The organism is Blastococcus sp. SYSU DS0753 (assembly GCF_054051175.1).
This window is the reverse complement of record NZ_JBJHAT010000004.1, coordinates 160,117-172,726: the sequence shown is the minus strand read 5'-3', so window position 1 is coordinate 172,726 and position 12,610 is coordinate 160,117. Positions and strand designations below refer to the sequence as shown.

General features: G+C 75.6%; 13 protein-coding genes and 1 tRNA gene. 5 read left to right on the top strand and 9 right to left on the bottom strand.

Annotated elements, in window-relative coordinates:
- Window positions 1-58 precede the first annotated feature (58 nt).
- The 4 genes from ACI799_RS05585 to ACI799_RS05570 form a co-directional block, all read right to left on the bottom strand.
- On the bottom strand, window positions 59-1,063 hold the full coding sequence (locus tag ACI799_RS05585; RefSeq protein WP_456612586.1) for an NAD(P)H-dependent flavin oxidoreductase: 1,005 nt from the start codon (window positions 1,061-1,063) through the stop codon (window positions 59-61).
- The gene (locus ACI799_RS05580; protein ID WP_456588110.1) at window positions 1,060-1,818 is read right to left on the bottom strand and encodes an SDR family NAD(P)-dependent oxidoreductase; all 759 of its coding nucleotides are present in this window, start codon (window positions 1,816-1,818) and stop codon (window positions 1,060-1,062) included. The genes ACI799_RS05585 and ACI799_RS05580 overlap by 4 nt, the downstream gene beginning before the upstream one ends.
- Before the next feature lie 236 nt (window positions 1,819-2,054).
- A tRNA-Thr gene (locus tag ACI799_RS05575) sits at window positions 2,055-2,130 on the bottom strand.
- A 151-nt stretch (window positions 2,131-2,281) separates the two neighbouring features.
- The gene (locus ACI799_RS05570) at window positions 2,282-2,926 is read right to left on the bottom strand and encodes a hypothetical protein (protein WP_456588111.1); all 645 of its coding nucleotides are present in this window, start codon (window positions 2,924-2,926) and stop codon (window positions 2,282-2,284) included.
- A gap of 190 nt (window positions 2,927-3,116) precedes the next feature.
- Here ACI799_RS05570 and ACI799_RS05565 point away from each other — a divergent pair, with 190 nt between their 5' ends.
- From ACI799_RS05565 to ACI799_RS05555, 3 genes are all read left to right on the top strand, one after another.
- Entirely contained in the window at window positions 3,117-3,890 is a 774-nt protein-coding gene (locus ACI799_RS05565; RefSeq protein WP_456588112.1) for an ABC transporter permease, read from the top strand.
- A 109-nt stretch (window positions 3,891-3,999) separates the two neighbouring features.
- Window positions 4,000-5,262 carry a S1C family serine protease gene (locus ACI799_RS05560; protein WP_456612585.1) on the top strand — a complete coding sequence of 421 codons (1,263 nt, stop codon included), beginning with the start codon at window positions 4,000-4,002 and terminating at the stop codon, window positions 5,260-5,262.
- Window positions 5,263-5,305: 43 nt separating this feature from the next.
- The gene (locus ACI799_RS05555) at window positions 5,306-6,586 is read left to right on the top strand and encodes a DUF445 domain-containing protein (protein ID WP_456599074.1); all 1,281 of its coding nucleotides are present in this window, start codon (window positions 5,306-5,308) and stop codon (window positions 6,584-6,586) included.
- Window positions 6,587-6,696: 110 nt separating this feature from the next.
- Here the strand turns inward: ACI799_RS05555 and rlmB are convergent, their stop codons facing one another.
- From rlmB to ACI799_RS05530, 5 genes are read right to left on the bottom strand one after another with little or no spacing between them, the layout of a single operon-like run.
- Entirely contained in the window at window positions 6,697-7,677 is a 981-nt protein-coding gene (gene rlmB / locus ACI799_RS05550; RefSeq protein ID WP_456588115.1) for a 23S rRNA (guanosine(2251)-2'-O)-methyltransferase RlmB, read from the bottom strand.
- Window positions 7,659-9,062 carry a cysteine--tRNA ligase gene (gene cysS, locus ACI799_RS05545; RefSeq protein WP_456612584.1) on the bottom strand — a complete coding sequence of 468 codons (1,404 nt, stop codon included), beginning with the start codon at window positions 9,060-9,062 and terminating at the stop codon, window positions 7,659-7,661. The genes rlmB and cysS overlap by 19 nt, the downstream gene beginning before the upstream one ends.
- Window positions 9,063-9,072: 10 nt before the next feature.
- Window positions 9,073-9,594, bottom strand: a complete 522-nt coding sequence (gene ispF, locus ACI799_RS05540; protein WP_456588117.1) for a 2-C-methyl-D-erythritol 2,4-cyclodiphosphate synthase — start codon at window positions 9,592-9,594, stop codon at window positions 9,073-9,075.
- Complete coding sequence (gene ispD, locus ACI799_RS05535; RefSeq protein WP_456599072.1) at window positions 9,591-10,274, bottom strand: 2-C-methyl-D-erythritol 4-phosphate cytidylyltransferase; 684 nt, start codon at window positions 10,272-10,274, stop codon at window positions 9,591-9,593. Before ispD ends, ispF begins: the two co-directional genes overlap by 4 nt.
- Before the next feature lie 29 nt (window positions 10,275-10,303).
- Complete coding sequence (locus tag ACI799_RS05530; RefSeq protein WP_091929357.1) at window positions 10,304-10,786, bottom strand: CarD family transcriptional regulator; 483 nt, start codon at window positions 10,784-10,786, stop codon at window positions 10,304-10,306.
- 121 nt (window positions 10,787-10,907) lie between these two features.
- On the opposite strand from ACI799_RS05530, the gene ACI799_RS05525 reads away from it, so the two are divergent.
- Both ACI799_RS05525 and ACI799_RS05520 read left to right on the top strand, forming a co-directional pair.
- The gene (locus tag ACI799_RS05525) at window positions 10,908-11,765 is read left to right on the top strand and encodes a UbiA family prenyltransferase (protein ID WP_456612583.1); all 858 of its coding nucleotides are present in this window, start codon (window positions 10,908-10,910) and stop codon (window positions 11,763-11,765) included.
- A gap of 135 nt (window positions 11,766-11,900) precedes the next feature.
- Window positions 11,901-12,572 carry a hypothetical protein gene (locus ACI799_RS05520; RefSeq protein WP_456588120.1) on the top strand — a complete coding sequence of 224 codons (672 nt, stop codon included), beginning with the start codon at window positions 11,901-11,903 and terminating at the stop codon, window positions 12,570-12,572.
- Window positions 12,573-12,610 lie beyond the last annotated feature (38 nt).

The following is a 12,610-nucleotide window of genomic DNA, read 5'->3' as shown; positions in this document are numbered from 1 at the left end:
CTAAGTACCGAGCATGAGCCCCCGGTCCCGGGCCGTCAAGACACCGACCCGCGGCCGGTCACCCCACACCACCGGCGAAGGTGGCCAGCCGCCCGTGGATCAGCTCGTGTGCCTCGCGGATCATGCGGTCGAGCACCTCGGCGACGGCGGGGACGTCGTGGACCAGCCCCTGGCTGATGCCCGACGTCCAGATGCCGCGCTCCAGATCGCCCTCCTCGAACACCAGCCGGCCGCGTGCGCCGGCGACGAGGTCGCGGACGTCGTCGAAGGCGCCGCCGTCGGCCAGGATGCCGACGACCTCGCGGCTGACCGTGTTGCTCGCCACCCGGGCGGTGTTGCGCAGCGAGCGGAAGATCAGCTCGGTGTCGCGCTCGCTGGCCTCGACGATCCGCTGCTTCACCGCGTCGTGCACCGGGGACTCCTGGGTGCACAGGAACCGGGTGCCCATGGTGACGCCCTCGGCGCCCAGCGCCAGGGCGGCCACGAGGCCGCGGGCGTCGGCGATGCCGCCGCACGCCACCACCGGGATGCTCACGGCCGAGGCCGCGGCCGGGACGAGGACCAGGCCGGGCACGTCGTCCTCACCCGGGTGCCCGGCGCACTCGAAGCCGTCGATGCTGATCACGTCGACGCCCTCGGCCTCGGCGCGCCGGGCGTGCCGGACGCTGGTGCACTTGTGCACCACGGTGATCCCGGCGTCCTTGAAGAACGGCATGTGCTCGGCCGGGTTGGCGCCGGCGGTCTCCACGATGCGGACCCCCGAGGAGGCGATGACGTCGCGGTACTCGGCGTAGGGCGGCGGGTTGATCGACGGCAGGATCGTGAGGTTGACGCCGAACGGGCGGTCGGTCAGGTCGCGGCACCGGGCGATCTCCTCGCCCAGCACCTGCGGGGTCGGCTGCGTGAGGGCGGTGATCATCCCCAACCCACCGGCGTTCGACACGGCGGCGGCCAGCCCCGCCCGCCCCACCCACTGCATGCCGCCCTGGATCACCGGGCGCTCGATGCCGAGGAGCCGGGTGAGGCGGGTGGCCAGCCGCGGCGCCGGTGCCGTGCGGGTCACCGCGGCGCCATCCGGATGGCGCCGTCGAGGCGGATCGTCTCGCCGTTGAGCATCGGGTTGCCGACGACGGCCGCCACGAGGTCGGCGTACTCCTCCGGCTGACCGAGCCGGCTGGGGTGCGGCACCTGGGCGCCGAGGCTGGCCCGCAGATCCTCGGGCAGGGCGCCCAGCAGCGGGGTCTCGAAGAGCCCGGGCGCGATGGTGACGACCCGGATGCCGTAGGAGGCGAGGTCCCGGGCGATCGGCAGCGTCATGCCGACGACGCCGCCCTTGGAGGCGGAGTAGGCGGCCTGCCCGATCTGACCGTCGAACGCGGCGACGGAGGCGGTGTTGACGACCACCCCGCGCTCCTCGCCGTCGACCTCGTTGCCGGCCATGGCGGTGGCGCCCAGGCGGATCACGTTGAAGGTGCCGATCAGGTTGACGCCGACGACGCGGTCGAAGTCGGCGAGCGGGAAGGGCCCCTTCTTGCCGACGGTCTTGTTGGCGGCGCCGATCCCGGCGCAGTTCACGACGACGGCGAGCGTGCCCTCGTCGTTGGCGGCGTCCACGGCCGCCTGGACGGCCGCCTCGTCGCGGACGTCGGCACCGGCGAACCGGACAGGGTCGCCCAGCGCACCGAGGGCCGTCTGGTCCGCGGTGGGCAGATCGAGGGCCACGACGCGGGCACCGCCGGCCACGAGCCGTCGGACGGTGGCCAGGCCGAGACCGGACGCACCCCCGGTCACGAGCGCGGTCTTTCCCTGCAGTTGCACGATCAGCCTCCCGACGCGAATACCTATACCTAGCGCTCGCTAACCTAGGCGCGCGTCGGCCGTAGGGCAACGGTCTGCAGCGTGGCGCCCACCGCCCGCGCACCGACCGGGGCGACGACGGGCCAGGGGCTCGGGTCCGGCCCGGGCCGGACTCCGGCGCCGCCGTCGGTGGCCGCGGGCAGGGGTTCTCCGCGGTGCCCGTGCGGAGAGGCCGGACGCCGGGCACGGCACCACCGTGGAGCCGACGAGGGGACTCGAACCCCTAACCGCCCGATTACAAGTCGGGTGCGCTACCAATTGCGCCACGCCGGCGGGACGTGGGGACAGGTCCCGGGCACGAGTCTAGGGACAGGGCCGACGAGAACTCCGCCGCGTCGGCGACGCGGCCGGGGCCGATGGACAGCACGCCGAGCCAGGGCATCGTCTCGGCGGCCTCCGGATGGACGGCGGCAGGGGCCGCAGGTCAGGCGGCCTCGGTCTCCGCGGTGGGGTCGGCGGGCGGCGGTGAGCTGCGGACGAAACCGGCCGGGTCGGCGCTGCCGAGCGGGGCGGCGGCGAGCCAGCGGGCGAACCCGGCCGGGTCGCGGCGCTCCAGCTCGTCGAGGACCTGCGCCCGCCGGGCGACCAGCCGCTGCCGCACCGCGGGCGCCAGCGGTCGCTGCAGCTCGGCGCTCGTGCGCCGCCACTCCTCGCCGAGCGTGGCGGTCGACGCGCCCGCCACGGCGGTGGACGGCGTCCAGCCGGTGGGCACCGGACCGGCGCCCACCGACGTCACCGGGCGGGCCGGTGCGTCGCGGCGGTCACGCAGCCAGCGGAGGGCAGCCCAGCCCGCGGCACCGAACCCGATCAGCAGCAGCGCCGCCGCTCCTCCGGCGAGCACCGCCGTTCCGCTCACCACCAGCAGCACGCCGACCGTCACGGCCGCGGCCTGCCCCGCCACCTCGAGCGTCGACCGGCGCGTCGGCCCCGGGGTCTCGCGGGCGACGCCGGCGGCGACGCACCCGGCCAGCGCCCCGGAGACGCAGACGGCCACCAGCCCGGGGCCGCGCAGCGCGATGCCGCCGACGACCGCGATGACAGCGGCACAGGCCAGGCCCAAGCCGATCACGAACCTGACGAGAGGACCACGGAGGGGCACGGAGAGCTCCACGGGGGCGACGGGGGCGGGCACCGGGCCGCGGGAGTGCACCCGCGCCCCAGGCACCGCCACTACCCGCCTCCGGGCACCGATGCACACGGGATCCGGCCCGATCCCCCACCTGGCCTGGGCCCGGGGAGCACCGGGCAGGATCGGCGTCGTGGGGTCCTCCGTGGTCGACGTCGATCTCCGGCTCGGCGTCGTCCTGGTGGCCCTGACCGCGCTGGCCGCCACGGGCGGTCGCCTGTCCGGGCTCGGCGAGGACCGGTCGGTGCTCGTGGCGGCAGTGCGCGCCACCGTGCAGCTCGCCGTCGTCTCCACCGTCCTGCTGGTCGTCGTCGAGTCGCTGTGGCTCTCCGCCGTCTTCGTGCTGCTCATGGTCTCGGTCGCGAGCGTCACCGCCGCCGGCCGGGCCACCGGCCTGCCGCTGCGCTCCCCCGGAACGGCGCCACGGCTGGCCGCCGTCGCCGCTCCGGTGGTCGGCGGCGCCGGCCCCGTGGTCGCGCTCGTGCTGGCCAGCGGGACCGTGCCGCTGCGCGGGGAGGCGGTCATCCCCATCGCCGGCATCCTCATCGGCGGCGCGATGACCGCCACCTCCCTGGCGGGTCGGCGGCTGCGCGAAGAGCTGGCGCAGCGGCGCGGCGAGGTGGAGGCGGCGCTCGCGCTCGGGCTGCTCCCCCGGGACGCGGTCCTGCTCATCGGCCGCCCGGTCGCCGGCACCGCGCTCGTGCCGCCCCTCGACCAGACCCGCACCGTCGGGCTGGTCACCCTGCCCGGCGCCTTCGTCGGCGTGCTGCTGGGCGGCGGCAGCCCGCTCGAGGCCGGCGCGGCACAGCTGCTGGTGCTCGTCGGGCTGCTGGCCACGGAGGTGCTCGCCGTCTGGGCCGTCACCGAGCTGGTCGCCCGGGGCCGGGTGCTGCCGGTCCCCCGGTGATCCGGGCATCCAGGAAGCTCACAGCCAGCCTCCAGCGTTGCGCCAGTGGCGGGGCCGACAGTGGGTTCCGATGCAGCGGCCGCACGGCCGCGAGGAGAGGAACGGACGCGTGAGCGAGCACCAGCACCAGTACCCCGGCGCAGGCCAGCAGTACGGCTGGCAGCCACCGCTGTCGACGCCCCACCAGCCGACGACGCCGCAGCCGGTCACGTCCCCGGGCTACCCCGGCTACGGGGGGCTGCCGTCACCGGCGGCCGAGCAGCCGCCGTCCCGGCGCGGGAGCCGGCTGCGCATCGGCCTGGCCGGCCTCGTCGCCGGCGCGCTCATCGGCGGGGGCGCCGGAGCCGGCGTCACCGCGCTGCTCGACGAGCCGGTCGCCGGCACCAGCAGCTCCGCCGCCGCGCAGAGCGTGACCACCGAGAACCCGGAGCGGGCGACCACGGCCACGGCCGCCGCGGCGAAGGCCGCCCCCAGCGTCGTGACCGTCTACGTGACCACGGGCACCAGCGCGGGCAGCGGGTCCGGCGTCGTCCTGACCGCCGACGGCTACGTGCTCACCAACAACCACGTCGTCGCCGCCGACGGCGCCGGCTCCGGCACGGTGCAGGTGCGCACCGCCGACGGCACCCTCTACGACGCCGAGGTCGTCGGCACCGACCCCGCCTTCGACCTCGCCGTGCTGCGGCTGGAGGGCGCCGACGACCTGGTCCCGGCGACCTTCGCCGACTCCGACGAGGTGCAGGTCGGTGACATCGCCGTTGCCATCGGCGCCCCGCTCGGCCTGTCCAACACGGTCACCGACGGCATCATCAGCGCCACCGGCCGCGCGGTGGCCACCGGGTCCACGCAGGACGACGCGACCGTGCTCGACGCCATCCAGACCGATGCCGCGATCAACCCCGGCAACTCCGGCGGCGCGCTCGTCGACGGCGCCGGCGAGGTGATCGGCATCAACACCGCGATCGCCACCGTGGCCTCCGGCATCCCGGGTGCGCAGGGGCAGAGCGGCAACATCGGCGTCGGCTTCGCCATCCCCGGCAACACCGCGCAGCGGGTGGCCCAGGAGATCATCGAGACCGGCACCGCCACCCGCGCCTTCCTCGGAGTGACTCCCCGGACCGCCGCCGACGACCAGAACCGCGAGGTCGGCACCGGCGCGGAGGTGGTCACCGTGCACCCCGGTAGCGCCGCCGACGAGGCCGGGCTGGAGCCGGGCGACGTCGTCACCGCCGTCGGCAAGCGCCCCGTCACCACGTCCACCGAGCTGACCGCCGCGATCCGCAGCCGGACCCCCGGCGAGACGGTCCAGCTGACCGTGCGCCGCGGCTCCGACACCCGCACCGTCGAGGTCACCCTGGGCTCGACCAGCTGACGCCCGCGGCGACCACCCGGACCCGATCCCTAGGCTGGGCCGGGTGGCCGCTCCCCCGCTGACCGTCCCGCTGGCCGGGTCGCTCGACGACCCGGCCCGCGCCCGCGACCTGACCCGGATGAAGCGGCTGGCGACCGGGCTGTTCCTGCTGGCCGCCGCCGTCTTCCTCGCCTGCGTGCTCCTCGGCGAGGACGCCGGCGCGTGGGTGGGCTACGTGCGGGCGACGGCGGAGGCCTCGATGGTCGGCGCGCTGGCCGACTGGTTCGCCGTCACCGCGCTGTTCCGGCACCCGCTGCGGCTGCCGATCCCGCACACCGCGATCATCCCGCGCAAGAAGGACCAGATCGGCGAGAGCCTGGGCGCCTTCGTGCAGGAGAACTTCCTGACCCGCGCCGTCGTGGCGGAGAAGCTGGCCACCATCGACGTCCCCGGCCGGCTGGGCGCGTTCCTGGCCGCCCCCGGCCGGGCCGAGCGCCTGGGGGGCGACGCCGCGACCGCGCTCACCGGCCTCACCCACCTGCTCAAGGACGACGACGTGCAGCCCGCCGTCGCCGCGCTGGTGGACCGCAAGCTGCACGAGACGCCCGCCGCCCCGGCGCTGGCCCGGGTGCTCGAGCTGGTGGTCGACGGTGACCGCCACCAGGAGGTCCTCTCCGCGGCGCTGCGGCTCATGGCCCGCTTCCTCGACGAGAACCGGCTGGTCTTCCGGGCCCAGCTGGGGGACGCCTCCCCGGCGTGGGTGCCGGACTGGGTGGACGACCGGGTCTTCGACCGGGCGTTCGCCGGGATGCACCAGTTCATCGCCGAGGTGGCCGCCGATCCGCGGCACGAGCTGCGCCGCTCCTACGACGCCCGGCTGCGCGCCTACGTGGACGCGCTGCGCACCGACCCGGCCACCGCCGCCCGGGTGGAGGAGTTCAAGCACGAGGTGCTGGCCCACCCCGCGGTGCGCGAGTGGTCCGGGTCGCTGTGGACGACGGCGAAGGACACGGTGCTGGCCGCCGCGGCCGACCCGGAGTCACCGCTGCGCGCCCGCGTGACCGCGCTGATCCGCGACGGTGCGCGGCTGCTGCAGACCGACCCGACCGTGCGGGAGCTGGTCCAGCGGCACAGCGGCCGGGTGGCCGGCTACGTCGCCGAGCGGTTCTCCGGCGACCTCGCCGACCTGGTCAGCAGCACCGTGGCCCGCTGGGACACCGACGAGACGAGCCGGCGGATCGAGCTGCAGGTGGGCCGGGACCTGCAGTGGATCCGGGTCAACGGCACCGTCGTCGGCGGCCTCGCCGGCCTGGTGATCTACACGGTCGCCCAGCTGCTCGGCTGACCGCACTGATGATCAGGTGACCTGATCAACAGGGGTCCTGGCTCAGCGTCGACAGTGAGCCAGGACCACCAGAGGTGAGCCAGGACGACGGAGGAGCGGCGAGCCGGCCGTCAGCGGCGCGCGGCCCCCACCTGGTAGAGCGCGATGCCGGCGGCGACGCTCACGTTGAGCGACTCGGTGTCCCGGGCGATGGGGATGCGGACGACGACGTCGCACTTCTCCCGCACCAGCCGCGAGAGCCCGGTGCCCTCGGCGCCGACGACCAGGGCGACCGGGTCGGCGAAACCGTCGTACTCGTGCAGGTCGACGTCGCCATCGCCGGCCAGCCCGACGGTCTGCAGCCCGGCGTCCTGGTACGCGGCGAGCGCGCGCGGCAGGTTCACCGCACGGGCGACCCGCAACCGGGCCGCGGCCCCGGCGCTGGTGCGCCAGGCCGACGCGGTCATCCCGACCGCGCGACGCTGCGGCACGACGACGCCGTGGGCGTCGAACGCGGCCGCCGAGCGGACGACCGCCCCGAGGTTGCGCGGGTCGGTCACGCCGTCCATCGCCACGATCAACGGGGCCCGGCCGGAGTTCCGCGCCAGGTCCAGGAGGTCGTCGGGGTGCGCGTAGTCGTACGGCGGCACCTGCAGGCCGATGCCCTGGTGCAGGGCGCCCTGCGACATGCGGTCGAACTCGGGCTTGGTCACCTCCAGCAGCGGCAGCCCCCGGTCGCTGGCCAGGTGCAGCGCCTCGGTGATGCGCTCGTCGGCGCCTGGGCGGGTGGTGTCACCGGTGACGACGTACAGCGCCATCGCCGGGATCTGCGCGCGCAGCGCCTCGACGACGGGGTTCCGCCCGAGCAGCAGCTCGGGTGACTCCTCGGCCCGCTGACGGGCGCGCGCCCGGTCGGCGCGCTGGCGCTCCTGCGCCTGGGCCTTGCGCTGGGCGGGGTGCCCGTACCGCTGCTCGGCGGGCGGGGTGGCACCACGACCGGCGAGGGAGCGCCGGTTCTTGCCACCGGTCCCCGCGGTCGCCGTCTTCTTGCCCGCACCCGTCGTGCGGCCGCGGCGCTGGCTGTTGCCGGCCATCAGTGGGTCAGCTCCCATCGGGGTCCCTGGGGGGTGTCCTCGACGGTGACGCCGAGGGCGGCGAGCTGGTCGCGGATCGCGTCCGCCGCCGCGAAGTCCTTGCGCGCCCGCGCCGCCTGGCGCTGCTCGAGCGCCAGGGCCACGAGGCCGTCCGTCGCGCGGGCGAGCCGGTCGTCGGCACCGGTGGCCGCCCACTGGGGGTCGAGCGGGTCCAGGCCGAGCACGCCGAGCATCGCGCGCACCGAGCCGAGCGTGCCCGCGACCGCGGTGTCGTTCCCGTCGGCGAGGGCCGTGTTGCCCTCGCGGACCATGTCGTGGATCGCGGCGATCGCCGCGGGCGTGCGGAGGTCGTCGTCGAGCGCGGCGCTGAAGTCGGCGCAGAGCACCGGCGCGCCGGCGTCGGCGCCCACCCGCTCGGCCGCGCGCTTCACGAACGACTCGATCCGCCGGTAGGCCGCGCCGGCCTCCTCGAGTGCGGCGTCGGTGAACTCGACCGTCGAACGGTAGTGCGGTGCCACCAGGTAGTAGCGCAGCTCGACCGGGCGCACCCGCCGCACGACCTCGTCGACCAGCGCGGTGTTGCCCAGCGACTTGCTCATCTTCTCGCCGCCGAGGGTGACCCAGCCGTTGTGCAGCCAGTACCGGGCGAACCCGTCGCCGGCGGCCCGCGACTGCGCCTGCTCGTTCTCGTGGTGCGGGAACCGCAGGTCCAGCCCGCCGCCGTGGATGTCGAACTCCGCGCCGAGGTAGCGCTCGGCCATCGCCGAGCACTCGAGGTGCCAGCCGGGGCGGCCGCGGCCCCACGGCGTGGGCCAGGAGGCGGTCGCCGGCTCGCCGGGCTTGGCAGCCTTCCACAGCGCGAAGTCCCGCGGGTCGCGCTTGCGCTCGTCGGTGTCGGTGTCCGCGGCGGGCTCGAGGGCGTCGAGCCGCTGACCGGTGAGCGCCCCGTACTCGGGGAAGGACCGGACGTCGAAGTAGACGTCGCCGTCGACGGCGTAGGCGTGCCCGCGGTCGATCAGCCGCTGCATGAGCTCGACCATCTCCGGGATGTGCCCGGTCGCGCGCGGTTCGTAGGTCGGCGGCAGGACGCCGAGCACGTCGTAGGCGCGCGTGCTGGCCCGCTCGAACTCGTACGCCCAGGCCCACCACGGGACGTCGCGCTCGGCGGCCTTGGTGAGGATCTTGTCGTCGATGTCGGTGACGTTGCGGACGTAGGTGACCTCCAGGCCGCGCGCGGTCAGCCAGCGGCGGAGGACGTCGAAGGAGACCGCCGCCCGGACGTGCCCGACGTGCGGCGGGCCCTGCACGGTGAGACCGCAGACGTAGACGGACGCCTGCCCGGCACGCAGGGGCGTGAAGTCGCGGACCGCGCGGGCGGCCGTGTCGTACAGGCGGAGGCTCACTGCGTGGAGTCTACGGAGCGACGTGACCGGCCCGTGCGGCGTCGGTGACGTCCTCCCCCGTCCGGACGACCAGGGCGGTCGCCACCGCGGCCCGGCCCTCACCGCGACCGGTGAGCCCGAGGCCGTCGGTGGTGGTCGCCGTGACGCTGACCGGGGCGCCGAGCGCGGCGGAGAGCACCGCCTCGGCCTCCCCCCGGCGCGGACCCACCTTGGGCGCCGTCGACACCAGCTGCACCGCGGCGTTGCCCACCCGCCAACCCGCGGTGGCGAGCACCTCTCGCACGTGGGTGAGCACGTCGGCGCCGCGTGCGCCGGCCCAGCGGGGGTCGTCGGTGCCCAGCAGCCCGCCGATGTCACCGAGCCCGGCGGCGGAGAGGACGGCGTCGGTGAGCGCGTGGGCGACGACGTCGCCGTCGGAATGCCCCGCGCAGCCGTCGGCGCCGGGCCACTCGAGGCCGGCGAGCCAGCAGGCCCGGCCGGGCTCGATCGGGTGGACGTCGGTGCCGATGCCGACCCGCGGCAGGTCGCTCACCGGGGCACCTGGCTCGCCGTCAGGCCCACACCCAGCTCCGCCAGCGCCAGGTCGTGCGGCACGGTGATCTTCGCCGACCGCTCGTCACCGGGGACGGTGTGCACCGGAACACCTGCGGCACGGACGACGGCGGCGTCGTCGGTGAGCTCGGCGGCGTCGTCCAGCGCGGCGTAGGCGGCGACCAGGGTGGCCCGGTGGAAGCCCTGCGGTGTCTGCACCCGGCGGAGCGGGGCGCGGGGCACCGCATCGGTGATCGCGCCGTCGTCGTCCACCAGCACGGTGGTGTCGACGACGGGCAGCACCGGGACGACGGCACGGGCACCGGCGGCCACGGCGTCCAGCACCCGCGCGACCGCCGCGGGCGGGGTCAGCGGGCGGGCGGCGTCGTGCACGAGGACGACGTCGGCCCGTGGACCGGCGGCGGCCAGGCCGGCGCGGACCGATGCGGTCCGGGTGGCACCGCCGTCGACGAGCCGGACCTCCGGCGGCAGGACCGCCGCGAAGGCGGCGCGCTCGGCGGCGGGGACGGTGACCACGATCTCGGCGACCCCGCCCGCGCGCAGGCCGTCGACGGCCCAGCAGACCAGCGGGCGCCCCGCGAGCGGGACGAGCGCCTTCGGCCGGTCGGCCCCCAGACGCGAACCGCTCCCGGCCGCTGCGACGATCGCGACAGCGTGCACGGGAGCGGTTCGGGGGTAACGCGGAGCGCTCAGCTGGCGAGGACCTCGTCGAGCAGGACCTCGGCCTTGTCCTCGTTGGTGCCCTCGGCGAGCGCGAGCTCGCTGACCAGGATCTGGCGGGCCTTCGAGAGCATGCGCTTCTCGCCGGCGGAGAGGCCGCGGTCCTTGTCGCGACGCCACAGGTCGCGGACCACCTCGGCCACCTTGTTGACGTCGCCGGAGGCCAGCTTCTCGAGGTTGGCCTTGTAGCGGCGTGACCAGTTCGTCGGCTCCTCGGTGTGCGGGGCGCGGAGCACCTCGAACACCCGGTTGAGCCCCTCCTGACCGACGACGTCACGGACGCCGACGATCTCTGCGTTGTCGGCCGGCACGCGCACGGTCAGGTCGCCCTGGGCGACCTTCAGCACGAGGTAGGCCTTCTCTTCACCCTTGATCGTGCGCTTCTCGATCGCCTCGATGAGCGCGGCACCGTGGTGCGGGTAGACGACGGTCTCGCCGACAGTGAAGCCCATGTGGATGTGACCCCTTTCGCTCCCCCCAGGTTAGCACGGCAGACTGACCAACGGATCGGCACCGGGCAGTAAATCTGCAGGTCAGCGGCCTGGGCCAGAGCCGCGGAGGGGTTGACAGAGCGTGGTTGATGTGCCTGCGGCGGCCGCCCCTCGGGGTGCGACGGCCCGCGCGCTGTTCCGCGCGACGCACCCGGGCCCGGCCCTCGCGGTCACCACCACGGCCACCCTGCTGGCCGTGGCGGCCGACGTGCCGCCGGCCCGGACCGCGCTGCTCTGCGCTGCCGTCCTCGCAGGTCAGGCGTCCATCGGCTGGAGCAACGACTGGCTCGACGCCGACCGCGACCGCGCCGTCGCGCGGGCCGACAAGCCGGTCGTGCAGGGCACCGTCGGCCCCGCCGTCCTGCGCCGTGCCGCCCTGTCCGCCGCCGCCGCGGCCGTCGTCCTCTCGCTCCTGCTGGGGCTCCTCCCCGGCGCGCTGCTACTGCTCCTGGTCGCCAGCGGGTGGGCCTACAACGCCGGGCTCAAGCGCACCGCGTGGTCCGGCGCCGGCTACGTCGTCGGGTTCGGGGCCCTGCCGGCCGGAGTGGTCACCGCCGCCCCGGGGAACCCCGCACCCCCCTGGTGGCTGATCGCCGCCGGCGCCGCACTGGGCGGCGCCGCCCACCTCGCGAACGTCGCTCCCGACCTCGAGGACGACCTGGCCACCGGAGTCCGCGGGCTCCCGCACCGGCTGGGACCGCGGGTCTCCGCCGCCTGCGGCGCGCTGCTCCTGGCCGGGGCGACGCTGGTGCTGGTGCTCGGCCCCCCGGGCGCGCCCGGGCCGACGGGGTGGGCCGCCCTCGCCCTGGCCGTGCCGGCCGCCACCGTGGCCGCGCTCTCGGGGACGGCGCGCTTCCGGGGGCTCGCCTTCCCCGCCGTGATGCTGCTGACGGTGCTGGACGTCGCGCTCCTGGTGGGCAGCGGTGCCGCCCTCGGCTGACGCCCCCGGGCCGAGGGGAACCCGCGACGCCCGCCGCTCCCTGCGGGCGGGGCGCGCAGGCGCCCGATAGGCTCCGGAGGTTCCCGCGCCACCGATCCCCGGTGGCCGGTACGGTCCTGCTGGAGGTCGACAGCTGTGAACCGCGCTCTGCGCGCCGCCACGATGGGCGTTCTGCTCTTCTCCCCGCTCGCCCTCTCGGCGTGCAGCGCCGGCCAGGTCACGCAGACCGCCACGCAGGAGCGCGACAAGGTGGGCGCGATGGCCCAGGTCGGCGACATCGTCCTGCGGCAGGTCGCGGTCACGCACCCCGAGGGCGGCCGCTACGAGGCCGGGGACGACGCCACCCTGCGGCTGGCGATCGTGAACACCGGTGTCGAGGACGAGACCCTGACGGGGGTCACCGGCGAGGGCTTCGGCGAGGCGACGATCAGCGCGGGCGAGGCAGCGGCGACCAGCACCGTCCCGCCGAACACCGGTGGCGGCGTCACCGGCTCCACGGACGCGCCCACCGGTGACGACGGCGAGCTGGAGATCCCCGCGGGGACGACCGTCTTCCTCGGGGAGGACGAGGGCCCCGCGATCACGCTCACCGACCTCGACGAGGAGCTCACGACCGGGGGGCTGGTCGAGCTGACCTTCACCTTCGAGAACGCCGGCGAGATCCCCCTGACGGTCCCGGTGGCCACCCCGGACGAGGTCCTGGAGCGCGGCGAGTCGTTCGACTTCCACCACTCGGAGGAAGAGGGCGGCCACGGCGCCGAGGAGATCGCCCGCGAGCGGGAGTCCGACGTCGGCGACGCCGAGTGACCCTCCCGCTCCACCGCTCTTCCGCCGTCTTGTCGTAG